This window comes from Paenibacillus sp. FSL R5-0912 (genome assembly GCF_000758605.1).
Classification (GTDB): Bacteria; Bacillota; Bacilli; order Paenibacillales; family Paenibacillaceae; genus Paenibacillus_AQ.
Map to the genome: position 1 here is coordinate 1,326,821 of NZ_CP009282.1, position 22,486 is coordinate 1,349,306.

Below are 22,486 nucleotides of genomic sequence, written 5' to 3' on the forward strand. Positions count from 1 at the left end.
CTCCCTGTTTGAGGACCTCTTACACCAAGAGGTCTTTTTTGTGCAATAACTATTGATATGGAAAATAACTTTTTGGAGAAGTTCTGCTATGGAAACAGATACAAAGTGACATTTTTTTCACAAGTACTATTTTCCATTTCATAAAGACGATAGAGTGTCCGATAAAGAGAAAGTAGCATAGAGATAAAACTACAATATATTCAAAAATTCGACATTAAACGACAAGAAAAGGCGGCTGATGAAGTGAGTGTAAGACGATTGAGGACAGTTTCACAGGTGTTAATTAGTATTATTGTACTGGCGGCTATGTTGGGCTGCAGTTCATCAAACGGAAGTACGGCGGACAAGACCGCCAAGGATCAGGAAGTGAAGCTGAAGTTTATCTGGTGGGGGAAGGACCAGCGCAAGCAGGATACCCTGAAGGTTATTGCACTCTATGAGAAGCAGCATCCGAACGTACATATTATGACAGAAGATTACTCAGTGAATAATGATGTTGCTACCCAGCTGGCAATGGAGACCGCCGACCAGGCTACACCTGATATTATACAGGGGGATTACAGCTTCATCTTCGATTATATTAACCGTGATCTGATTGAACCGCTGAATCCTTACATAAAAAATAAGACGCTTTCGACTTCCGATATTGCCAAGTCGACACTGCTTCCGGGGATGAAGGGTGATGAATTATTTGCGCTGAATATCGGCATGAATTCTGAAGCTCTTTTGTACGATCCTGAGTTTTTCCAGGAGGCCGGCCTTGCAGTTCCTTCAATGGACTACACGATTGATGAACTGCATACCCTGCTAACGCAACTGAAAGAAACAGTGGATACTCCGGATTTCTATCCGCTTGGGAATATGTTTAATGCGAATTATTATCTGAGAACCCGCGGAGCCTCGATGTTCAACGCTGCAGGAACGAATCTGGGATATGATGACGATACTATATTATCCGATTATCTGTCCCTGTATAAGCAGTGGTATGACGAAGGCCTGATTAAGCCGGATTCCTACCAAGATATCCCTGTAGATGAGAGTCATCCGGTTATCAGCAGACAATCGGCTTTTTACTTCGGGTTCAGCAATAATGTTGCTGCGCTGAGCAAGTTAGCCGGCCACACCATCAAGCTGCTGCCCCTTCCTGTGATCACAGAAGACGGTGAAGGCAGATTCATCAAGCCGTCGATGTTCCTGGCGGTGTCTTCCTATTCCAAATATCCGGAGGAAGCTGTCAAATTCCTGGACTTCTTCGTGAATAATGCAGAGGCGAATGATATTCTCCAGGGCGAACGCGGCATTCCGGTATCCAAAGTGATCTCTGCCAAGCTATCAGCAAAAGCGGATGAGACCGGTAAGCAGCAATTGGAGCTGATCAACTATCTGAACACCCATTCGGCGCCTATAGATGCTCCTGCTCCCGGGAACTCCATTGTTGTAAGTAATTCTTTCCTGTTAATCCTCAAGCATGTAGTAGAAGGCAGCATTACACCGGAACAAGGTGCTAAATTTTACCGCTCAGAGGCGACCGGGATCCTGCAGGGTTCTGGGACGGAGGGCGAGAAATGAGCAGATTGATTGGTGAATATACGATCAGAAAAAAACTGTACAGCGGGTTTGGCCTAGTTCTGCTGCTCCTGATCATCGTGTCTGTCAGCAGCTACTCTTATCTCTCAGAGGTAAATAACTCTTATACTTATCTGCTGCGGAATAAATCGGAGTCGGTGCAGTTAATCAAAGATTTGCGGATCACGGTAGAGACGGAGAAGTCCAGTCTTTACGGATATGTAATCAACGGCGATGAGGAGAGCCTGACGGCATTTACAGAAGCACAGTTGAACTTTGACAAAATATTAACACAGCTGAAGCCGCTGATCGAGGACCGGAATGATAAACAGATCATCGCAGGTCTGGATCTGCTGCAGAGCCGCTACAGCAGTACGGCCATGCAGGTGATCGACAGCAAGAAACAGAATGACAGTGCCGCCTACCTGGAGCTGATTGCCAGCCAGGCCCCAGTGTTGGAGAAATTCAGCAGTACCGCAGAGCGGTTCGTGAAGCTCCAGGAGGATGATCTGAAGGCAGCAGCCGATCAGACGTTTGATCAAGTCGCTCACATTAAGATCCTGGTCCTTACCTTGACAGCAGCTGCCCTGCTTCTCGGCGTGCTTGCCAGTATTCTGATCAGTAGAGCCATATCGAATCCGATCCGCAAGCTCCAGAAGATGGCCGCCCAGATTGCTGAAGGCGACTTAAGGAATACACTTGTTGAGATTAAGAACAAGGACGAGATCGGCCAATTGGCGCAAGCCTTCAATAACATGGGCAACCATTTGCGGAGCTTAATTCAGGAGGTCGGCATGAATGCAGAGCAGGTGGCTGCTTCTTCTGAAGAGCTGACTGCCAGCGCTGAACAGACCGGACAAGCTACAGAGCATGTCGCGCTGATTACAGAGAAACTGGCCGAAGGTGCGCAGGTCCAGGTGAACAGCATCGAAGAGAGTGTGGCCCTTGTTCAGAAAATGGATGGTGAAGCAAAGGAAATCGCACAGGCATCTATTCATGTCAAAGACTCGGTGGATGCAGCATTCGGGCTGGCCACAGACGGTATCGTGGCTGTAGAAACCGCTGTTGACCAGATGAATGCTGTGTCCGCGAATGTAGGAGATGTCTCACAAGTGGTCAGAGCTTTGGGTGAAAGCTCCAAAGAAATTGGCGATATTATCGCTATTATTACGGATATTGCCAATCAGACGAATCTTCTCTCCCTCAATGCAGCTATTGAAGCCGCGAGAGCGGGGGAGCATGGCCGCGGGTTCGCTGTTGTGGCCGGTGAAGTGCGCAAGCTGGCGGAGAAGACGGCTGAATCCGGAAAGCGGGTATCCGATGTTATCCATTCGATTCAACAGGAAACGCACCGTACGATAGAGATGGTCTCCCAAGGAGAGAAGGAAGTAGTGCGCGGAATTGATGCGGTTCAAACCGCAGGGAAGTCCTTTGCAGAGATCAAGGATTCTATCCGGGCGATTAATGAACAGATTCAAGGCGTATCGGACTCTTCACAGCAAATGTCCAATGGCACCCATGAACTGGTCATTGCTTTTGAGCAGATTAATCAGATCACCATTGCTTCCTCTGAAGGAACGCATGATGTCTCAGCTTCAGCGCAGGAGCAATTGGCCAGCGTAGAAGAAATTGCTGCCGCATCGCGTCTGTTGTCGGGACTTGCGGAAGAACTTCAGGAGAGTATATCTAAGTTTACGGTTTAATCAATTTCGTTCATCTGCAGTTAATAGACAGAGGGTGTTCTTCGTGGCCATTTAACATGGCGCTGAGGACACCCTCTTCGTATTCGGATTGGGAGGGCTGGGATTTTCTTTCTTTTTATTTGGTCTGATGATGTAATGGAATGGCTATAGGTGACGTATTAGCTGATGTACATTACTTGGCCAAGTAAATTCAGCCGGGAAGGGAGGGCCATCAGGATGCAAGAGCGCGCATTGCAGCCTTTGATTCACGAAAGGGTTCGAGGAAATATGGAGACAGAATTGCAGTTCGCTGCGATCTTTGAAACCTACTATAAACGGATATTCAATTATATTGCCTACCGGGTGAGCTGCCGTTACACCGCCGAAGACCTGGCCAGCCAGGTGTTCGAGAAGACACTGTCCAAGCTATCCGGTTACTCCATGGAGAAGGCGCCGCTGGAAGTGTGGCTGTTCGCCATTGCCCGAAATGTAGTGAATGACTATTACAGAAGCCGGGCCAGGCACCGTTTCTTCTCGCTGGATACCCTCCGGGAGCTGGTATCGGGCAAAAAAGAGCCTGAGGCGCTGATCTTGGACAGCGAGCGGAGTGACAGGCTGAACCGGGCGCTGGATACACTCAGCGCGAAGGAACGGAACATTATCGCCCTTAAATTCGGGGCAGATCTGAAGAATACAGAAATTGCACGGGTTACAGGAATATCAGAGAGCAACGTCGGGGTTATCCTCTACCGGAGTATGAGGAAGCTGAAATCTGAGATTAGGAGCGTGGAGGGATTATGAACAACAAGTATATGTGGCAGAAGTTCTCCATGGATATTGACGCCAGGTCCGGGAATCCGGCATCCGGTGCAGAGAAGGATGCTGCGGAATATCTGGAGCTCCTGGAGCTGGGAGAAGTTCTGGCCCGGCAGGATTTCAGCCAGGGCTCGAACAAGGCGGCGGTCCTCCTCCAAGCCAGAAACCGTGTCTTAACAGAACAGGAGGAACCAAAGATGAGCATTAGACAACGGATCAAACGGCCGGCCATGATCGTGGCTTCCCTGCTGGCAGCAGGCATAGTGAGTATTTCCTTCGTCAGGCCTTCTTTTGCACAGGAGATGCTTGTCCGGGCGTTGAATACCATCAATCTCGGCCACATTATTGCGAGTGAAATGGATCCGAATTACAAGCCGGAGTTCCCGGAAGCGTGGAAAGGCAAAATGTTTGATAAAGACGGCCATCCGATCACTTCATTTAATCATAAGCTTGGCACAGTCTTTAATGCTGAGGGTGAACGTATAGTGAATTTTGACGGAGACAAACTCATTACCCAGAGTGAGCAGGAGAAGCTGGATAAGGAACAGGCGGCGCGCATCTTTGCCGTCAAGGATCCTGCGGAGCTGGATAAATACGCTCTCTTCAGAGTGAAGCTGCCGGAATATCTGCCTGAGGGCTTCGCCTTTGACCATGGAGAATTCTACAAGGGCGAGGAAGGGGTCAATGGACAGGTTGTTGAATTGTTCTTCACTAGTGAGCAGACCGGCAAACGGATCTGGATGCAGCTGCGCTTATCTAATAAGGACAACGCCTATGAGATGTCGACGAGCGGCAAGATGGAGCAGGTGGAGCTCAATGGAGTCGATGCCGTCATGATGAACGAACGGACCTTGGACTGGGAAGCGAACGGAGTATTGTATGACCTCAGCACCCATGGTCTCGACCGGGCCGAGGTGCTGAAGATCGCCGAATCGATCCGCTGGTAACCGGATAGCAACCGGGACAGATGGTGAACCGCAAACAACAGGCAATGATCCCTGAACGGGGGTTCACAGCCTGTTGTTTTTGTTATATGGGCATGCGGTGAAGGTTACTCCACCTTGAAATTTGCTGCAGAATCGGCGAGGGTCTTGGTTAACTGATCGATAGTTTCGACCATATCCGCAAGCCGCTGTACGGTAGAGGATTGTTCATGCATGGTAGCTGTAACTTCCTCAACCGAAGCTGAGATTTCTTCTCCTGAAGCGGACAGGCTTTGGGCGGATTCCATGACTTCATCTTTGTCATTTTGCAAATAGGAAATTTCATCTGCCATGGTTTTGATCTGGGCAGTTATTTCTGTGATTTTCTTCAGAATGGTTTTGAATGAATCCTGGGTATGCCCCACGAGTTCATCCTGTTTATTGGAAATTTGGTTAATGGCTGCGACACAACTATTATTTTCAGTTACATATGCAAGATTCTGTTGGATGATCGCATAGATTTCATTCGATTGTCTGGAGCTTTGCTCCGCCAGCTTACGGATTTCGGAGGCTACGACTGCAAATCCTCTGCCGTGTTCCCCTGCCCGTGCAGCTTCAATAGATGCATTCAGCGCCAGCAGATTGGTCTGACTTGCAATTTGGCTAATCGCATTTGTAATTTGGCTGATGCTGCTGGAGCTCTCCTGAAGCTTCAAGGTAATTTCTGAAATTTTATGAACTTCCTCTTCATTCTTTACGTTGATTTCAATTAATTGTTCAACCACTTGTGTGCTTGTATGGAAGACTCCGACGATTTCTTCTGCTCTTGTCCGGACCAGCTGGGCATTGAGATTCATTGCAGCGAATTTCTCGCCAAACCCATGAAATTTTTGGACAATAGTATCGGTATCTTCGGACTGGGATTCCATAGCCTGGGCGATCCCCATGGAAGTGACTGAGGTTTCATTAATGGACCGGGAGGTTTGCTTCGATGTTTCGTCCAGTTCATTTGTACTGCTATGAAGAATGGCGATAGAATCGTTCATGCTGCTGATCAGAGCTTTATTTTGCCGGGCCATATGGTTGAAGCTGTCAGCCAATTCCCTGAACTCATTGTCATAGCGGCCTTCGGCTTCAACGGTCAAATCCCCGGTAGCTAATTGTGTGAACAGGCTGGTCAATTTGACAATGGGATTGGCGATCGAACGGGATAACAGCAGACCGAACCCGACGGCTATAAGAAGCGCCACAGTCGTAACGATCAGCAGCTTGTTAAACATGTCCTGCACAGGGCGCTTAATGTCATTATAAGGATCTGACACCGATACCGTGAGGTCAACACCCGGTATTTTACTGATTCTTATATAATCATCACCTATCGTGGTGGTTTGGGTTTTTATCTCTGTAGTAGCACGGTCAGCTAGAAAAGCTTTGATCTCCGGAGTGTTTCCAAGGCTTTGCCCTTTCTTCGACGGATCGGCTGAGTTGTAGAGGATGGTTCCGCCACGGCTGACAATCTGGACGAAGCCTTCCTGATTGATATTAATGCCGCCTAATTCGTCCAGAAAAAGATTGCTGTCTATGGTGAAGACGAAGAGGCCAAGCAGCTTGCCGCTTTGATCTTTGATGGGCTGGGCAAATGGGATAACTAATGTACCGTTTGATCTAGACACAATGGCATCAGCGATATAGGGAGCGCCTTTCAGACCTTCTATGAAATATTCGCGGTCCGACCGGGATTGGCCATGACTATCCGCATTGGTTCCCGCCACGATAGTCCCCTTTAAATCCAGCACGAGCATAGAGTCTGTACCTACGCTACCCTTCATGCTGTTTTGCAGAATTTTATTGGCTTTGCTGTAGTACGGATTTTTTGACGAGTAGAACTCCTGGTCTGAGAGTGTGCCTTCTGCTCTAAGCTTCAGAAGCTCCTTGAAAGTATCGTGTACTGAAATTACGTAAGACGCCTCTTGCTTAAATTTCATCGAATTCCAGAGTCCTTCACCGATCCGGTCCGCATTGGCATTGATTTCATCTTTGCTTTTTTTCACTAATAAATCGGACGATACCCAATATATCGTAACGGAAGTGGCCAGCAGTACTGCAGCAACAAGCAAGCTCATTAAGAGAGGCAGCTTAACCTTTAATGAAATCGTGTTAAATTTTTGGGTGAATCTACTAATGTTCTTCATCTGATCCAGTCTCCTTCAATGTATATATGTCTATGAAAAATTAGGCGTTCTACGCGACCTATCCTAGGGATGACTTATTTATAACAAGCAGTTATAGAGAATTTGTGATCTAAAAATATAAAATTGTGAAAACATATGAAACAGTCGTAGCCGGTGCTTTTTTCTTTTCACTGGTCCAAGTCTTACGCTTGTCATGCCCGTCTGCATAATGCGGCCAAGTTCCTCATAGACATGTACTAATCAATGCATTCAAAACAGGTTAAGGGGATGATGTCATGCGCCGGATAACATGGGTACTCGCGATCATTATGAGCGTGGCCTTAGTATTGACGGGGTGCGGGAAGAAGGATGCCGCCTCTGTGGTCAAGGATTTGAATAGTGTGTCTGACAAGCTGGAGAGCAAGCAGGGAGCTTATCAAGGCTCAGGCACGATGACCTTGTACACCGGGGAGCAGCCGCAGGAATACAAAGTGGAAGTGTGGTACAAGAATCCGTCCTACTACCGGATCAGCCTGTCTAATGTCCAGAAGGATGTGAAGCAGATTGTGCTGCGCAATGATGAGGGCGTATTCGTACTGACACCAAGCCTCGGCAAAAGCTTCCGCTTCCAGAGCGACTGGCCGGACAGCCAGGGACAGGTATATCTGTACCAGACGCTGCTCAAGGGAATTGTCTCTGACAACAACCGCCAGTTCGTAGAGGACGGGGACAATTATGTGTTTGAGGTAGCCGCAAATTATCAGAGCAGTGCGCTGGTCCGCCAGAAGATCTGGCTCGCCAAAAAGACTTATGAACCCAAGCAGGTTCAGGTATCGGATTCCGAAGCCAAGGTTGTCGTTAACGTGACCTTCGACAGCTTCAAGTTTGATCCGGAATTCGCCGCAGATTCTTTTGATATGCAAAAGAATATGGCCACGGGCTCACCTTCAGAGAGCACTGTAGCTGAAGTGGATGAGAACGGAAATCCGGTAGTGGCGGAAGACGGGGAACAGGCCGGCCAGCCGGTTACGGCAGAACTGGGTGACTTCGGAATCATCGAGCCGGATTATGTTCCGGCAGGCGTGAAGCTGAAGGATACGAACAAAATCGAAGGCAGCAAGGATCATGCGGTGCTTATCCGCTATGACGGTATCTACCAGTACACCATTATGGAAGCCCGTCCGCTGGACCGTGCGGTATCGCTGGCTCCAGGTAGTGTGATCGATCTCGGGTTCACCTGGGGACTTCTCAGCGGAGACGAGCAGCAGACATTGACCTGGATGAATGAGGGCGTCGAATACCGGATCACGAGCGATAATCTGCCAGTTACGGAAATGATGCAAATAGCCGCTTCTATGGAGGAACAATCGGGTAAATAAAGTTCAGTAGGCGGATACTGCGCAATGTGGGAATTATTCCTCTACACGCAGTGTCCGTTTTTTGCTAGTTCTGCTTACATTGACAGCGGCCTTCCCGAGCATTACCATTGCAGTAAGACCCCAAGTTCTATGTGATTTCGGCGTAGATGTTTTACTACAATGTAAGAAGGTGAACCTGAAGTGCAAGCAAGCTATCGACCGACAGTAGCCGAGATCAATCTGGATGATTTGCGTGCCAATTATGAGGCTTTCCGGGCGGCACTGCTGCCGGAGACCAAATTCATGGGATGCGTCAAAGGAAATGCGTACGGACACGGTGCCGTGGAAGTGACCCGGGAGCTGGAACGACTTGGAGCGGATTATGTTAGTGTCGCCTTTTTGGATGAGGCATTGGAGCTGCGTCAGGCGGGAATACTACTTCCTATTCTGGTGCTGGGCTACACCTCCCCGGAAGGAATAGCCGTTGCCTGGAAGAATAACGTTACCGTAACACTGTTCACACCGGAAGTACTGGAAGCTGTTAGAGCGCTTCCTGTAGAGAAGGAGCACCGGCTGAAGGTGCACATCAAGATTGACAGCGGGATGGGCAGGCTGGGATTATTGCCGGCCGATGCACCTGCTTTCATTGCTGAAGTGCATTCAGTAGCGCAGGCGGAGCTGGAGGGCATGTTTACTCATTTTGCTAAGGCAGACGAACAGAACAAAAGCTATACACTGATGCAGCACCGACGTTTCATGAGCGTGGCGGAAACGCTTCGGGATATGGATATTAAGATCCCGATCATACATACGGGCAATAGCGCTACGGCCATTGATACACCTCTCTTATCCAGCAACATGGTGCGTGTAGGCATAAGCTTGTACGGATTCTATCCTTCAAGTGAGGTGAACCGTGAGCTGGTGGCTTTACACCCGGTAATGACGCTGAAGACGCAGGCTGTCTATATCAAGACCCTGCCGCCTGACTCAGGCATCAGCTACGGCACCCGGTATTTCACGGACAGCGATGAGGTTATCGCTACGCTTCCCGTGGGATACGCTGACGGATATTCCCGCATGCTAACGGGCAAAGCGGAGGTGCTAATACGCGGACGCCGCGTTCCTGTCGTCGGAACCATCTGCATGGACCAGTGTATGGTATCACTCAAATCTTTCGCTGAAGAAGCGGAACAAATCAAAGCTGGCGAAGAGGTTGTACTCATCGGCCGCCAGGGAGCTGTGTCGATCACGGCAGACGAACTGGCGCTCCATCTTGGGACGATTCACTACGAAGTCATCTGTATGCTGGCTCACCGGGTGCCCCGCGTATATGTACGCGAAGGCATGTTACCCAACCTCGTGAATCCCTTGCTGCAGACTTGAAGCCCTGACCAGAGACCTTATCCAGGAATTGAAAATAAGGACTACCCGTATAGAGCATGTGACTTATAGTCTATACGAACCGCCATTTCTAGTTTATAATGGGATGCAGCATACTTGATATACTGGCGGCATATATTCCTTGTATAAAATTCCTTGTATATTGTAACACTGGAACACAAGGGCAGAAGGTTTGTGGGGGTGGAAGAGAAGGTGGCCAATTTGCAGAACACCAAAAGAATCATGATCAGCTTGCCCGATCATCTCTTGCAGGAAGTGGATGGGATCGTTCAATTGGAGAACTCTAACCGTAGTGAATTGATCAGGCAGGCCATGAAGCTGTACTTGACTGAACGGAGGAAACGTACCATCCGGGAGTCGATGCAGCGGGGATACATGGAAATGGCTAAGATTAATTTGACCATGGCAAGCGAGGCCTTTCTCGCAGAGGAAGATGCAGACAGTACTCTTGGCCGCTTAGTAAGCGGGGTGTAAATATTGATTGTTAAACGCGGCGACGTTTTTTTTGCCGACCTTTCACCGGTCGTGGGTTCAGAGCAAGGCGGAGTTAGGCCGGTACTGGTCATTCAGAACGACATTGGCAATCGCTTCAGCCCGACTGTAATTGTGGCAGCTATCACTGCCCAGATCCAGAAGGCCAAACTGCCGACGCATGTGGAGATTGATGCGGCTGCCCATGGCTTTGACCGGGATTCCGTTATATTGCTGGAGCAGGTTCGGACCATTGACAAACAACGCTTAACCGATAAGATCACCCACTTGGACGATGAGACCATGAAGCTGGTGGATGATTCGCTGCAAATCAGCCTGGGTCTGATTGACTTCTGAACCATATAGGGCTATGACATCAATAATTGTACTAAAAGGCATGCCGGAGATGTATCCGGTATGCCTTTTTTACAAGGATAAATACGTTCGGAGTTCACGGAAAGTAGCTGCGTAATCATCGAAGATAATGTCCCGCTGTGTGGGTTATTGGATAGTCTCACCGGGTGTTGTGCTAGGGCTTGACCTTATGTTATAATTAGACCGGTCAGTCGGTCTATAGGGGGGATACATATCAAAGGACGCTCGGATGGAGAAGAAACCAAGAACCGCATTCTGCAGAATGCTTCACATTTGTTCGCACACAAGGGTTATGGTGCGGTAAGTATGAATGAAGTCTGCTTAGCTGCGAAGGTCAGCAAGGGTAGCCTGTATCACCATTTTCCCAGCAAGGATGAACTGTTCTTGTATGTGGTGGAGGATGATACCCAGAAGTGGCTCTGTGAGTGGGAGGAGCTGCGGAGCAAGATCAGCGGGACGGAAGCCAGGCTGTTCGCGCTGGGAGACCATTACGCGAATGACTTCCAGAATCCGCTGATTCATGCGCTGGAGGAATACGCCAGATCCCGTACGCTTACCGATGATATCCGCCAGCGGCTCTCGCAGATCTACGAATCTGCATCACAGGCCTGCCGTGACCTGCTTCAGGAGGGTATGGATTCCGGATATCTGATTCCAGGCAATCTGGACAACTATGTGACCATCGTCAGCGGCATGCTGGAAGGGATCGGCAGGGTCAGCGAGATTACAGCACTCGCCAAGGGGCCTGAGGATATCAGGGAATATTACCGCGGGGCCATTCAGCTGTTGCTTCAAGGACTGCGTACCCGGGAGAGCTGAACGGTAAACGGGATTATTAATCCACAAGCAGAAACGGCTAAGCTTCATTCATAGGAGCTTATGCTTCCGAGGCAGCGATATTGCATATTGCTTTCAGGCTGTTTCTGCGTGAAAGATAGGGATAATTATTTGCGGTGCGAAGCGTATAAATTATCATTTTTTAAATAGACCGGATGGTCGGTCTAGTCCACGGCGTTATGCAAGCAGCTGTACCCGTGCCGTTATGAGTTCTTTGCCGTTAATGGGAGAGACTGTTATTACATGAGATGAAGTACACCTGGAGCCTGAAGATTTGCCCGGGAAATACGGAGGGATTTACAATGTCATTATTACTAAGAAACCGGGGCGCGATGCTGCTCCTGATGTTGAATATATTTTTGGCGTTCACGGGGATTGGTCTGGTTGTCCCTATTATGCCGACCTACATGAATGAGCTGGGCATTGGCGGGAGTGTTGTCGGACTGCTGGTGGCCGCTTTTGCCCTGACACAGCTGCTGGTATCACCGTTTGCCGGGAACTGGTCGGACCGGATGGGCCGCAAAAAAATCATTATCGCCGGACTAATTGTCTTTGCCTTTTCGGAGCTGCTCTTTGGTCTGGCCACGGTACCCTGGCTGCTCTTCGTATCCAGAATGCTCGGCGGTGCGGGTGCGGCGATGATTATGCCGGCGGTTATGGCTTATGTTGCCGATACGACTTCTTCTGAAGAACGCGCCAAAGGTATGGGCTTGATTAATGCGGCCATCACTACGGGATTCATCATTGGTCCGGGAATTGGCGGGTATTTGGCTGAGCTCGGCATCCGGGTCCCTTTTTTCGTCGCTGCCGGAGCGGCTGCCGTTGTGGCACTCATTACTTTTGCCGTTCTGCCGGAATCACTGTCTGCGGAGAAGCGACATGAAGCGAAGTCTGATGAGGGGAACAAGGAGAATCTGGGGATGCAGATGCTACGCTCTTACCGGGAGCCTTATTTCTTCGGTCTGGTGATCATATTCGTGCTCTCCTTCGGACTGGCTAACTATGATACAGTGTTCGGGCTGTTTGTGGATCATAAGTTCGGGTTCACTCCTAAGGATATTGCGTTTGTCCTGACATTCGGTTCCATCGCGGGTGCGGTGGTTCAGGTTACAGTGTTTAGCTGGATTTTGAACCGTTTCGGCGAAAATAGAGTGATTTCCATCTGTCTGCTCATTGCCGGACTGTCTATCTTCCTCACGCTGTTCGTTCATGGGTTCGCAGCTATTGTTGCAGTGACCTTCATCGTATTCTTGGCGATGGATATTCTCCGCCCCGCCGTCGGTACGCAGCTCTCCAAGATGGCGGATGAATCACAGCAGGGGTTTGTCATGGGGATGAACTCTGCCTACACCAGTCTTGGCAATATTGCCGGCCCGATTGTTGCCGGAATCCTGTTCGATATGGATGTGAATTTCCCTTATGCGGCGGCTGCGCTCGTCATGGTGCTCTGCTTCCTCATGTCGCTGAGTTACGGCAGAAGGAAACGGAGCCGGCGGAGTCCGGTGATGCGGTAACGTGAGGGTAAAGACACCGGGAACCTCCTTATTAACCAGGGTGGGCTGCAGCAGGCCAAGGAAATAGTTGGATTTTTTCCACTTCCTCATAAATGAAGAAGCCGCTCTCAAACAGCAGTTGGAAAAACAGCACTTAATCTAAGGCATATCAGCCAAAGCAGAGGAAGCGCATGGAATTAAACGACGTTTATCCAACTAATTCACTCAAATGCTCCAAAACAGCTAAAATAAGATACGTTTATCCAACTACTGTTGCAGAGCGGGTGCCTAAGGGAACCTTAAACGGGCAAGATATGTAAGGTAGGCTCCAATTAACCTTGGTAAGCTGCATATGAAATATGTTTTGGGATCCCGCAAATCTGCTGAGTTATCACCGGGTTGGTAGCTTGCGTTGCGGGGGTACTTTACCGTGCCAAACTTTGGTCCTGCGGCAAACTGTGATAGTATTTTAGTAGAGAGTTATGAACTCAGACTGTGTATAGAAAGAGGGATATACTTGAGCGTTGATACTAATATGGCAGGTCAAGCGGCGGAAGAAGCAGCTGCCCGCCAGGAGCAGGAACTGATTACTGCAGCAATTGCGAAGGAACTGGGCATTAGCCTGAAGCAGGTACGGACTACGGTAGGGCTGCTGGATGAGGGCAACACGATTCCGTTTATTGCCCGGTACCGCAAGGAAATGACCGGAGAGCTGGATGAGAACGCGCTGCGCGACATCGAGGAACGGCTTGGATATCTGCGCAACCTCGGTGAGCGGAAGAAGGATGTCATCCGCAGCATTGAGGAGCAGGGCAAGCTGACCCCGGAGCTGCAGGCGCAGATCATGAAGGCAGTGAAGCTGCAGGAAGTGGAGGACTTGTACCGTCCGTTCAAGCAGAAGCGCAAGACACGGGCCAGTGTTGCCAAGGAGAAGGGGCTGGAGCCGCTTGCCGATTGGATCATGGAGCAGCGCCGCCAGGGTAATCCTTATGAAGAAGCGGCGAAATATATAGATGCGGATAAAGGTGTAGACAGTGCTGAGCTTGCTGTCCAAGGGGCAATGGATATCATTGCCGAGAATATTGCCGATGATCCGGCCATCCGTTCCTGGGTGCGCCAGTATACGGCGAGCCAGGGGATTCTGGTCTCCGAAGCGAAGGATGCGGAGCAGGAGAGCGTATATGAGAATTACTATTCCTACCGTGAGCCTGTGCACAAAATGCCGCCGCACCGTATTCTGGCCATTAACCGCGGGGAGCGGGAGAATGTGCTGAAGGTCGGCATTGAGATTATTGCCGACAAGATTCATGCTTTCATTATCCGCAAGCTGGTGAAGGGTCCGTCCCCGGTCAAAGAGCTGCTAGAAGCAGTGACCGAGGATGCCTACAAACGGCTGATTGCACCTTCCGTCGAGCGCGAGGTGCGCGGGGAGATGACGGAAAAAGGGGAGGCGCAGGCGATTTCCATCTTCTCCGGAAATCTGCGCAGCCTGCTGCTGCAGCCGCCGGTGAAGGGCCGCCATGTGCTGGGCGTAGACCCGGCTTACCGCACCGGCTGCAAGCTGGCCGTTGTGGACGATACCGGCAAGCTGCTGGAGGTAGCGGTCACGTATCCGACGCCGCCGAACAATAAGAAGCAAGAGGCGGCGACCAAGTTCAAAGAGCTGATTGCCAAATATGGCATCCAGCTCATCGTAATCGGCAACGGCACCGGCTCGCGGGAGACGGAGCAGTTCACGGCCGAGGTCATTGCCGAGGTCGGGAATCCTGAACTGGCCTACCTGATCGTTAACGAGGCAGGGGCCAGCGTGTATTCGGCCTCCAAGCTGGCGCAGGAGGAGTTCCCGGACCTGGATGTGGCGGAGCGCAGCGCCGCCTCCATTGCCCGCCGCGTGCAGGACCCGCTCGCGGAGCTGGTGAAGATCGACCCGAAGGCGATCGGTGTCGGGCAGTACCAGCATGATGTGTCGCAGAAACATCTGGAGGAGAGCCTGAAGGGCGTAGTGGAGTCGGCGGTTAACCACGTCGGTGTCGACGTGAATACCGCTTCGGCCTCGCTGCTGTCCTATGTGGCGGGAGTCAATGCGACGATCGCCAAGAATATTGTGAAGTTCCGCGAGGAGAACGGCAAGTTCGCCACGCGCAAGGCACTGCAGAAGGTGCCGCGCCTGGGCGCGAAATCCTACGAGCAGTGCATCGGCTTCCTGCGTATCCCCGGAGGGGATAACACATTGGACCGCACGCCGATCCATCCGGAATCCTATCCGGTGGTCGACCGGCTGTTCCGTGAGCTGGGCCTCGATGTGGAGAGGCTCGGCAGCAAGGAAGTAGCACAGCAGCTGGAGGTGCAGGATGCCGCCGAGCTGGCTGTGAAGCTGGATGTCGGCGTGCCTACGCTGCGCGACATCCTGGAGAGCCTGCAGCGCCCGGGCCGCGATCCGCGCGAGGAGCTGCCCCTGCCGATCTTCCGCACGGATGTGCTGAAGATCGAGGACCTGGTTCCCGGCATGGAGATGCAGGGAACCGTCCGCAACGTGATCGATTTCGGCGCGTTCGTCGATATCGGCATCAAGAACGACGGGCTGGTCCATATCTCCCAGCTGAGCGGCAGCTTCGTGAAGCACCCGATGGACGTGGTCTCCGTGGGAGACAATGTCACCGTATGGGTGATGGGCGTCGATCTGAAGAAGGGCCGCGTCAGCCTCACCATGCGCCAGCCGCGCGAGGTGGCCGGCAGCGTGAAGTAGACCCACGATATCGCCGGCAGGTTGAAGCAAGGGCAGGCGGTATACGGGGAGTCTCTGGAGTCCGCAAGGAAGAATGCCGACATGTCCAGTGGAGTGGAGCACCCGGGCAACTGGATCTTGGACAGTCACTGTGGAGCTCCAGCAAACTAACCTATTAATATGGCCAGCCAATGAATACAGCAGCAGAAGAAACGAATACGAAACACCACGGCTAATAACCAATCAAGATAGAATAAGACCCAAATCAGCACCAACCCAAGCACCAACCCAAGCACCAACCCAAGCACCAACCCAAGCACCAACCCAAGCACCAACCCAAGCACCAACCCAAGAACCAACCCAAGCACCAACCCGCTTGACCAGACGGACGGCTGCGCTTCCTTGACCAGGACGGCGCAGCCGTTTTTTGGCAATCTTAAATAGCAGAAGAAACGCTACAGGCCAAGCTGCGGTAAAGAATGGTTATAATTATTAATGATCTTAATCCCTCTTCTACACAGTGTTATGATGAACAAAAACAGAAGGTGGCGGACTGGTATTGAGCAATAGAGTGATCCGGAATTTCGGGCAGAATGATATGGCGGCGCTTGGGGAAATGTATGCGCAGGTATCGGCACAGGAGGATGTGCTTTTTTGGTGGGTAGGGGAGGAGAGCAACTGGAAGAATGTAATCTGTGCCTTTGAAGGGGACAAAATGGTGGCCAAAGGCCAGCTGCAGATTTTCAATGTAGTTCCCCCTGGACGTCTGCCTGGGAGCAAACATAAGATTTTTGTGAATCTGAAAACACTGCCCGGGCGTGAACAGGATATCGGACTGCTGGATAGTATCTACTCCCTTCTGCTGGAACGGGCGCATGAGCTAAAGGGAACACTGCCCCGGGAATACGGAACGGTTCTGTGTACGGGGAATTACGCTGCGGAGGAGAGCTGCAACACTTATTTCGCACAGCATCTGGGTTACCTGCCGCATAGCCGGTTATATACGCTCCATCGTGACTTGAACGAAACTATACCCGTAGTAGAGCTTGCGGCAGGTCTTGAATCAGCGTGGGTTCAGTTGGATTCGCCGGAGCAGAGAGAAGCTTATCTGGAACTGGAGGCGGAGATCTGGCCGGATACCCCGCTGGGCGTGGAACGTCTGATGGAATATCAGGAGCATCCGCTCTGGACATCGGCTGTTGTACGGGATGCAGGCAAGGTTGCCGGCAGTCTGATGGTCTGGCAGGAAGATCAAAAAGGGATTATCGAGGATGTGTTTGTCCGTGAGCCATGGAGAAGACGGGGGATCGCCAAGGCGTTGCTGGTCCGTGCCCTGGCGTATCTGAAGGAGCACGGGCTGGAGCAGGCGCAGCTTATCGCCATGACTACCAATGAATCAGCGCTGTCCCTGTACGAATCCGTGGGTTTTCAAACCGGACGGCAGGAGATTAGATTGTATACGGAGCTGGGATAATTTTATATGACTGTGGAACTAAAGCCAGTGTGTATTAATAATTGGTATGAATGCACCCAGCTTACAGTTAAGCAGGAACAGCTTTATGTTTTTCCTGCACCTGTGGTTTATTGGATTGCTGAATCGAAATATGTTGATGAATTTGAATTGCGTGCGATTTACTCAGAAGAGGTCCCCGTTGGATTTCTCGTATTTTGTACCCGTCCAGACAAGGATGATAACTGTTGGATTCCTGCCTTAATGATTGATCACAAGCATCAAGGCAAAGGTTATGGCAAGGCTGCAATGGAAATCTTGATTCAGCTGATGAGTGATTCCAATTGTACTAGAATCATGATTGGACACCGGCCAGACAATCTGATTGCGGGAAGAATGTATGAAGCTTTAGGGTTTCTAAAAGCCAGTGAAGAAGTAATTGACGGTGAAATTGTACGTCTGCTGCAAATCAGTAACTAGCCCCCTCCCAATGCTTACCTCCCCATGTGACAAGCGCCCTGCAACTATATCGGGGCGGGCAGCGTCTACAAGGGTAAGAATAGCAGCATGAGGAGGGATATCATGTATAAGGCAAGATCCATTGGATTCGCTGCGTTAACGGCCGGAATGCTAATGCTTACAGCCTGCAGCTCAGCGCCGGAAGCGGCGCCGGGGACCACATCCACACCGGAGCAGACTCAGACATCTGCCCCAGCGACTGCTACGGCCGTACCATCGCTATCTCCATCCCCGGCACCGGCGGCAACGCCAGCTCCAAGTCCTGAGGCTACGGAACCAACTCCGGTAGCGGAAGACCCCGGACCGCCGGAGGAAGGCACACCGCCTACAGCGCTGGAAGCGGCAACCACAGTAATGCGGGCGCTGAAGAACGGGAATATGGAGACGCTCGCCGCGTGGGTACACCGGGACAGAGGGGTCCGCTTCTCCCCTTACGCTTATGTAGATGTTGATAAAGACATTGTGTTAAGCCAGGATGAGCTGAAGGCTGCCATGCAAGATCCGGTAAAGCGCGAATGGCGTGAGTTCGCCGGTACGGGAGAGCTGATTAAGCTGACCTTTGCGGACTACTATAAGCGGTTTGTGTACGATGCGGATTTTTCCGGTAAATCTGAAGTTGCACTGAATCAGGGCTTGGGCCAAGGAACAACTCTAAATAATCTCAATGAGGTGTACCCCAAGGAGACCCATGACTTCTTAGAATATCATATCGCCGGTATCGATCCTTCCTTAGAGGGCATGGATTGGCGCAGCCTGCGGCTGGTTTTTGAGAAGAATGGCCAGGACCATATTCTTGTAGGGATCATTCATGATCAGTGGACACCTTAACGTAAGGACTGAAAGCGCCAGCCAGTTATTCATAAAATCGCAAAGAGCCGCATCCCTTGGTTATCCCAACGGTGATGCGGCTTCTTTTGACGAATATGCGTTTATAAATTTCTCACTTACATCCCTGCGGATGAAGCAGCAGAAGCTGAACCTGTTACAGATTTGGCTACCGCTGTATAACCTTCTGGCAGGTAAGTCACGGCGGTGGCGCTGGAGATGACCTGCAGATTCATGGAGCCGGCAGGCGGTGCAGTCACTTTGAAATAGATCACTGCTGTTTGGTTAGCGCCGAATTCAATCCGCTCAATCGACAGGCCGTAACCCGGGTTAGGCAGATTCTCAACCGTTACAGTGGCTTTGTTTACGCCTGTTGCCGCTTTTTCCAGTGTAACCGCTGCTTCATAGTCATTAACCGGAGCAGTGGCGCTGTCATCGGGAGTGATTACCTCTTTGGCAAATTTGGCTGCATCATAGATCAGGACTGCGGCTTCCGCGCGGGTAACCGGTTCATTCGGACGGAAGGTGTTATTCTTCTCTAGTGTGATCAGGCGGGTATTGACCAGAATCTGCAGACTGTTCATTTCTGCTGTAGACAGCTTGCCGCCATCTGTGATCTCCGCATACATCAGCGTAACCGGGAAATTCCCTTTACTCTGCAGCGCCTGGGTCAGCAAATGAGCGAACTGGATCCGCGTCATTGCCGCATTGGGGTCGATGGACTTGTCCAGAGACAATCCGCTTTGCTTGGCAGCCACGAATGCGGAGGCATACCATGCGTTATCTTTTACCTTGTCGAAGTAATCGCTGGCTTTGCTGCCGGTAGTATTCTGCGGAGACAGCTTGAGGCCGCTGACGATGAACTGCAGGCCTTGGGCGTAAGTCAGCTTGGATTTCGGTGCGAACCTATCACTGGTAATTCCGTTAATGATGCCATTTTGATGAAGTGCATTAATTTTGGATTCGGAAGCATGGCCTTTCATATCCGAAAAGGCGGAAGCCGATGCTCCGAATGATACTGTTGCAGCCAGAATGCTGCACGCTAGAGTGATTTTTGTAGCGCGCTTCTGGAATGATTTATTCTTCATTGTGCCTCACCTCTTATACTCTTAGATGGCTAAAGGGGCCGAAATGTTGCAGGCAGATCTGATTAAGCTGAAAAATATTAGTTAGGCTGAGTGATGTTCGTCTGTACCCTAATTGCAGAAGACTCGTTCGTTGAGGGTAGTATCAGCAGACGGGAGGACTGTCATCCGGGAAAGTGCTTAACGATTGAACATTAGCGGCATTTGGCTGTACACTTGAAGCAGAGTCAGTAAACGGATTCAACTACTATCGGGCCATTCATAAATTCAGCTCATGACAGGAGAACATAGATGATTCAGCAGCAGGAGATTGAACGGATCAACGTGGGGATTTTTGCCCATGTGGATGCGGGGAAGACGACTACGACGGAGCATATTTTGTATGAGAGCGGGCGGATTCGCGCACTTGGCAGTGTGGACAGCGGAACGGCGTTGACGGATTCCATGGAGGTTGAGCGGCAGAGGGGAATTTCGGTGCGGGCGGCTCTGGCTTCGTTTACATGGCGGGGAGTGCAGATTAACCTGGTAGATACCCCGGGGCATGTGGATTTCCTGTCCGAGGTGGAACGCAGCTTGCGGGTGATGGATTGTGCGGTATTGATCCTGTCAGCAGTGGAGGGCGTGCAGGCACAGAGCGAGATGATCTGGAATGCGCTGCGTAAGCTGGGAATTCCGACGCTCATCTTCGTGAATAAAATGGACCGGATTGGCGCGGATCCAGCCGCTGTGCTAACACAGGCGCGGACCTATCTGTCCGGGGATATTGTGCCTGTGCAGCAGCCCTTCTATAGGGAACGGGAATACATAGGGGCGGCGGATTTGTGGAGTGAAGGCGCAGACGCGGCGGCGCGGACAGAGCTGCTGGAAGCGCTCGCGGAGCGGGATGAAGAGCTGCTGGAGCTGTATATGGCGGGCGGTACGGCAGATCTGGCGCGGTGGAAAAGAGAGCTGGCCGTTCGGACGGCTGCAGGAAGAATGTATCCGCTGGTGTATGGCGTAGCGGCCAAAGGTCTCGGTGTCACGGCGCTGCTCGATGCCATGACGCAGTATTTCCCCCGCGCGGGCGGGGATGCGGAGCAGCCTGTGTCCGGCATCGTGTACAACATCCAGCGTGACAAAAGCATGGGCCGCATGGCCTTCGTGCGCCTCTATCAAGGAACTATCCGCAACCGGGACACGGTGATGAATTATACGCAGGAGGTTCAGGGCAAGGTGACGCAGATCCGCAAGGTCGAAGGCGGACGCACCGAGGATGTGGGGGCGCTGGAAGCGGGTGACATCGCTGTAGTCTATGGGCTGTCCGGCGTGCGGATCGGCGATGTACTGGGCCGGCCGGAGGCCATTCCGCAGGAGGCGAAGCTTGCCGTGCCGCTGCTGACCGTGCGTGTCTTCTGGGGAGCGGATGCCGACGACCATAAGGTGATTGCCGCATTTCAGGAGCTGGCCGACGAGGACCCGCTGCTGGATACCCAGTGGCTGCAGGAGGAACGGGAGCTGCATATCAAGGTGATGGGGCCGATCCAGCTGGAGATCCTGGATAGTGTATTGCAGGAACGATTCGGGCTGAAGGTCACCTTCGGCCCGCCGTCGGTGATCTACCGCGAAACGCCAAGCCGCGCAGGGGAAGGCTACGTTGCCTACCTGATGCCGAAGCCGTGCTGGGCGATTCTGAGGTTCCAGATTGAGCCCGGCCCGCCGGGCAGCGGCCTCGTCTATGAATCATTGGTGCGCAGCTCCGATCTGCTGCCGCAATACCAGAACGAGACGGCCCGCCGCGTGCCGGAGGCGCTGCAGCAGGGTCTGCGCGGGTGGGAGGTTACCGACCTCAAGATCACACTGGTGGAGGGGAACCACCATGTGTGGCATACCCATCCGCTGGATTTTGCCGTGGCTACGCCCATGGCCATCATGGATGGGCTGGCCCATACCGGCACCAGCCTGCTGGAGCCGGTCCTGCAGGTGCGCATCGTCGTGCCTGAGGAGAACGGCGGCCGTGTGATGAACGACCTTGTGCAGATGCGCGGCACCTTTGAGCCGCCCGTGCTGCAGGGCGATCGGATGATCATTGAAGGCAGGCTGCCACTGGCAACCTCGCTAGAGTATCCTGTGACCTTAAGCTCCTACACGAAGGGGCGGAGCACGTTTACTTCCTTTTTTGCCGGCTATGAACCGTGCCCGCCGGACGTCACTGCTGAGCGTACCCGCCGGGGCGTGAACCCGCTGGATCAGGCCAAGTATATTCTGAGCGTGCGGAAGGCGCTGCAGGGGTAGGATGGGTAGAGAAATAGGCAGGGCGTGAGAATCAGTAGCATAGTATAACGAGAGAAGCAGCAGTGGAGAGGAGTGAACCGCATGTTCAGAAGCCTGAAGCGGCGAATCGACAATGCGAACCAAATGCAGCGAATGCGAAGCGAGAATCCAGTGGAGTTCCGGCGGGCACTGGAGAAGCATACCCGTGAACAGCAAGCCCCTGATAACACTCTCCCGGTACAATCCGGACCAGTTATCCGGTTTACCCGTTGGTTCCTCTACTTGCTGACTGCGCTCATACTGCTGGTCATTTTCCTCGGTGTGCCCCAGGCGGATAACCCCATATTTTCACTGCTTAGCTTCGGCCTGCTGCTGTCACTCCTGTATATGACGGCTGGTCTGGCCCATCCCTCTATTTTATTTTTCCGGAAAAAACGTTCCCGAATGTTTGCACTCGAACTGTTCGGGCTGATCAGCGGTTTGCTGATTCTTCTAATGACGGTTTTTCATACTTAGGAGGGAAGACTTGTGCGTGGGGA

18 protein-coding genes are annotated in these 22,486 nt (G+C 51.6%); 16 read left to right on the forward strand and 2 right to left on the reverse strand.

The genetic code is table 11. The features are described 5' to 3' along the window. Window positions 1-243: 243 nt before the first annotated feature. The 4 genes from R50912_RS05745 to R50912_RS05760 all read left to right on the forward strand — a co-directional run bounded on the left by R50912_RS05745 (window position 244) and on the right by R50912_RS05760 (window position 5,011). The gene (locus tag R50912_RS05745; protein ID WP_231637785.1) at window positions 244-1,569 is read left to right on the forward strand and encodes an ABC transporter substrate-binding protein; all 1,326 of its coding nucleotides are present in this window, start codon (window positions 244-246) and stop codon (window positions 1,567-1,569) included. Then, entirely contained in the window at window positions 1,566-3,269 is a 1,704-nt protein-coding gene (locus R50912_RS05750; RefSeq protein ID WP_042233113.1) for a methyl-accepting chemotaxis protein, read from the forward strand. Before R50912_RS05745 ends, R50912_RS05750 begins: the two co-directional genes overlap by 4 nt. Window positions 3,270-3,536: 267 nt before the next feature. Then, a complete protein-coding gene (locus tag R50912_RS05755) occupies window positions 3,537-4,049 on the forward strand; it encodes a sigma-70 family RNA polymerase sigma factor (protein WP_231637786.1) in 513 nt (170 codons plus the stop codon). Further along, window positions 4,046-5,011, forward strand: a complete 966-nt coding sequence (locus R50912_RS05760) for a DUF4367 domain-containing protein (RefSeq protein ID WP_042233117.1) — start codon at window positions 4,046-4,048, stop codon at window positions 5,009-5,011. The genes R50912_RS05755 and R50912_RS05760 overlap by 4 nt, the downstream gene beginning before the upstream one ends. A 104-nt stretch (window positions 5,012-5,115) precedes the next feature. Here R50912_RS05760 and R50912_RS05765 read toward each other — a convergent pair whose 3' ends face one another. Next, complete coding sequence (locus tag R50912_RS05765) at window positions 5,116-7,179, reverse strand: methyl-accepting chemotaxis protein (protein WP_042233119.1); 2,064 nt, start codon at window positions 7,177-7,179, stop codon at window positions 5,116-5,118. Between the two features lie 275 nt (window positions 7,180-7,454). Here R50912_RS05765 and R50912_RS05770 point away from each other — a divergent pair, with 275 nt between their 5' ends. The 10 genes from R50912_RS05770 (at window position 7,455) to R50912_RS05815 (ending at window position 18,615) form a co-directional block, all read left to right on the forward strand. After that, complete coding sequence (locus R50912_RS05770; RefSeq protein ID WP_042233121.1) at window positions 7,455-8,537, forward strand: LolA family protein; 1,083 nt, start codon at window positions 7,455-7,457, stop codon at window positions 8,535-8,537. A 180-nt stretch (window positions 8,538-8,717) separates the two neighbouring features. Further along, window positions 8,718-9,899: an alanine racemase gene (gene alr, locus R50912_RS05775; protein WP_042233123.1), complete on the forward strand. Its 1,182-nt coding sequence runs from the start codon at window positions 8,718-8,720 to the stop codon at window positions 9,897-9,899. Window positions 9,900-10,109: 210 nt separating this feature from the next. After that, the gene (locus R50912_RS05780) at window positions 10,110-10,391 is read left to right on the forward strand and encodes a CopG family ribbon-helix-helix protein (protein WP_039307597.1); all 282 of its coding nucleotides are present in this window, start codon (window positions 10,110-10,112) and stop codon (window positions 10,389-10,391) included. A gap of 3 nt (window positions 10,392-10,394) precedes the next feature. Next, complete coding sequence (locus tag R50912_RS05785) at window positions 10,395-10,745, forward strand: type II toxin-antitoxin system PemK/MazF family toxin (RefSeq protein WP_019913013.1); 351 nt, start codon at window positions 10,395-10,397, stop codon at window positions 10,743-10,745. Between the two features lie 273 nt (window positions 10,746-11,018). Next, window positions 11,019-11,582: a TetR/AcrR family transcriptional regulator gene (locus tag R50912_RS05790; RefSeq protein WP_269322105.1), complete on the forward strand. Its 564-nt coding sequence runs from the start codon at window positions 11,019-11,021 to the stop codon at window positions 11,580-11,582. 320 nt (window positions 11,583-11,902) lie between these two features. After that, the gene (locus R50912_RS05795; protein ID WP_042233126.1) at window positions 11,903-13,114 is read left to right on the forward strand and encodes an MFS transporter; all 1,212 of its coding nucleotides are present in this window, start codon (window positions 11,903-11,905) and stop codon (window positions 13,112-13,114) included. 514 nt (window positions 13,115-13,628) lie between these two features. Continuing rightward, a complete protein-coding gene (locus tag R50912_RS05800) occupies window positions 13,629-15,839 on the forward strand; it encodes a Tex family protein (protein WP_042241667.1) in 2,211 nt (736 codons plus the stop codon). Window positions 15,840-16,377: 538 nt separating this feature from the next. Continuing rightward, window positions 16,378-17,292: a GNAT family N-acetyltransferase gene (locus R50912_RS05805; protein ID WP_231637787.1), complete on the forward strand. Its 915-nt coding sequence runs from the start codon at window positions 16,378-16,380 to the stop codon at window positions 17,290-17,292. 6 nt (window positions 17,293-17,298) lie between these two features. Then, a complete protein-coding gene (locus tag R50912_RS05810; protein ID WP_081956391.1) occupies window positions 17,299-17,748 on the forward strand; it encodes a GNAT family N-acetyltransferase in 450 nt (149 codons plus the stop codon). Window positions 17,749-17,850: 102 nt separating this feature from the next. Continuing rightward, window positions 17,851-18,615 (forward strand): hypothetical protein, encoded by a 765-nt coding sequence (locus R50912_RS05815; protein WP_042233128.1) that lies wholly within the window; start codon window positions 17,851-17,853, stop codon window positions 18,613-18,615. Window positions 18,616-18,731: 116 nt separating this feature from the next. Here R50912_RS05815 and R50912_RS05820 read toward each other — a convergent pair whose 3' ends face one another. Then, complete coding sequence (locus R50912_RS05820; RefSeq protein WP_042233130.1) at window positions 18,732-19,700, reverse strand: S-layer homology domain-containing protein; 969 nt, start codon at window positions 19,698-19,700, stop codon at window positions 18,732-18,734. 288 nt (window positions 19,701-19,988) lie between these two features. Here R50912_RS05820 and R50912_RS05825 point away from each other — a divergent pair, with 288 nt between their 5' ends. Both R50912_RS05825 and R50912_RS05830 read left to right on the forward strand, forming a co-directional pair. Further along, window positions 19,989-21,968 (forward strand): GTP-binding protein, encoded by a 1,980-nt coding sequence (locus tag R50912_RS05825; protein WP_042233132.1) that lies wholly within the window; start codon window positions 19,989-19,991, stop codon window positions 21,966-21,968. 81 nt (window positions 21,969-22,049) lie between these two features. Then, window positions 22,050-22,463 carry a hypothetical protein gene (locus tag R50912_RS05830; protein ID WP_042233134.1) on the forward strand — a complete coding sequence of 138 codons (414 nt, stop codon included), beginning with the start codon at window positions 22,050-22,052 and terminating at the stop codon, window positions 22,461-22,463. Window positions 22,464-22,486: the final 23 nt, after the last annotated feature.

Excerpts from the sequence above, each read along its gene's own strand:
- R50912_RS05820 (WP_042233130.1), bottom strand. The coding sequence starts at position 19,700 with ATGAAGAATAAATCATTCCAGAAGCGCGCTACAAAAATCACTCTAGCG.
- R50912_RS05765 (WP_042233119.1), bottom strand. The coding sequence starts at position 7,179 with ATGAAGAACATTAGTAGATTCACCCAAAAATTTAACACGATTTCATTA.
- R50912_RS05825 (WP_042233132.1), top strand. The coding sequence starts at position 19,989 with ATGATTCAGCAGCAGGAGATTGAACGGATCAACGTGGGGATTTTTGCC.
- R50912_RS05800 (WP_042241667.1), top strand. The coding sequence starts at position 13,629 with ATGGCAGGTCAAGCGGCGGAAGAAGCAGCTGCCCGCCAGGAGCAGGAA.
- R50912_RS05760 (WP_042233117.1), top strand. The coding sequence starts at position 4,046 with ATGAACAACAAGTATATGTGGCAGAAGTTCTCCATGGATATTGACGCC.
- R50912_RS05810 (WP_081956391.1), top strand. The coding sequence starts at position 17,299 with ATGACTGTGGAACTAAAGCCAGTGTGTATTAATAATTGGTATGAATGC.
- R50912_RS05770 (WP_042233121.1), top strand. The coding sequence starts at position 7,455 with ATGCGCCGGATAACATGGGTACTCGCGATCATTATGAGCGTGGCCTTA.
- R50912_RS05755 (WP_231637786.1), top strand. The coding sequence starts at position 3,537 with ATGGAGACAGAATTGCAGTTCGCTGCGATCTTTGAAACCTACTATAAA.
- R50912_RS05815 (WP_042233128.1), top strand. The coding sequence starts at position 17,851 with ATGTATAAGGCAAGATCCATTGGATTCGCTGCGTTAACGGCCGGAATG.
- R50912_RS05750 (WP_042233113.1), top strand. The coding sequence starts at position 1,566 with ATGAGCAGATTGATTGGTGAATATACGATCAGAAAAAAACTGTACAGC.
- R50912_RS05830 (WP_042233134.1), top strand. The coding sequence starts at position 22,050 with ATGTTCAGAAGCCTGAAGCGGCGAATCGACAATGCGAACCAAATGCAG.
- R50912_RS05795 (WP_042233126.1), top strand. The coding sequence starts at position 11,903 with ATGTCATTATTACTAAGAAACCGGGGCGCGATGCTGCTCCTGATGTTG.